A 1,419-nucleotide genomic window follows, 5' to 3' on the forward strand; every position below is an offset into this window, starting at 1 on the left:
CCCCAGCGGATCCACCCACCCCGTAGGATTCGGCACGTACTGGTACGCATTGATCCCGCCCGCCAGCTTCACCGGGTCCGGCGTCAGATAGCGCCCAACATTCGGATTGTAGTAGCGATGGCGGTTGTAGTGCAGGCCGCTTTCCTGATCGAAGTATTGACCTTGAAAGCGCAGCGGATTATCGACTTTTCCGACGTCGAGGCGGCTGATCTGGCCGTAGGCGCGGTAGTGCGCGGACCAGACGATTTCGCCGTCTGCGGCGGTGAGTTCCTGTGGGGTGCCGAGGTGGTCGAGTTGGTAGTGGTAGGGTTTGGTGGCGCTGGGGCCGAAGCCTTCCAGCAGGGCCAGTGGCCGGAAGCTGTCGGGTTCGTAGAGGTAGCTGCGGTGGCGGTCGGCGTGGTGTTCGGCGATCAGTTTGTCGCCTTGCCAGAAAAACTCGGTCGTTATGCCGTCAACGGTTTTGCTGATGCGGCGGCCAAAGGGGTCGTAGCGATAGCGGGCGGTTTGGCCGTTGGGTTTTTTGACGGCGATCAGCCGATGCTGGCAGTCGTAGCGGTATTCGGTGACCACTGCGTGGCCTTTGCCACGGCGTTCGCGGATCAGGTTGCCGAAGGCGTCGTGGTCGTAATGCCGGTCGCCCTGGATCATCAGGCGATTGCCGGCGACGATGTCCGGGCCGGGGCGGTCGTGCATCAGCAGGTTGCCGGCCGGGTTGTGGCCGAAGCGTTCCTGTAGATCCTGCGAGTGGTCGGCGCGGGTCAGGCGGTGGAGCGGGTTGTAGGCGTAGTGGTGTTCGCCTTTGCGCGTATCGAGGATGCGGGCGAGGTTGCCGGATTTGTCGTAGTCGTATTGGCGGCGGTAGAGGTTTTGGTGCTGCTGAGTGATCGCGTGGGCGTGCAGGCGGTGTTGGTCGTCGTAATGATAATGGCTGAGCAGTTGGCCTTGCTGCCGTTGCTGCTCCTGACCGGCTTTGAATAGATGCGAGGTGAGCACTTCACCGTTGAGTTCGACGGTGCCGAGGTGGCCGCCTTTATCGTGGTTAAACGTGACGCGGTTGTTGTCCGGCAGGCGCAGGCGTTGCAGTTGACCGCAGGCGTCATAGCCATAACGCAAGGTGCCCCAGCCTTGATGCTCGGCGGTGAGGCGGTTTTGTCGATCGTATTCGTAGGCCATCGCCCAATGACCGTCTTCGACGCTGAGGAGATTGCCTTGGCGGTCGTAGGCGTAATCCACCTTATTGCCGTCCGGCAGGGTTTTTCTGACAAGACGTCCGGCGTGGTCACGCGCGTAGCGGGTAACCAACTGACTGCCATCGTCGCCGTATTCAGTCTTTTCCTGCAGATGGCCGTTGAGGTCATAAACGTAGGCGGTGCGCTGGCCGTCAAAGCCGACTTCCTGCTGGATCAACCCGTTGGGGTG

At 61.3% G+C, this 1,419-nt stretch carries 1 protein-coding gene; it reads right to left on the reverse strand.

What is annotated here, in order from left to right:
• Positions 1 to 1,419, reverse strand: a 1,419-nt coding sequence (locus tag TU79_RS24820; protein WP_211263085.1) for an RHS repeat-associated core domain-containing protein, incomplete at both ends; no start/stop codon positions are given.

Origin of the sequence: Pseudomonas trivialis (genome assembly GCF_001439805.1) — a bacterium.
GTDB classification, from domain to species: domain Bacteria; phylum Pseudomonadota; class Gammaproteobacteria; order Pseudomonadales; family Pseudomonadaceae; genus Aquipseudomonas; species Aquipseudomonas trivialis.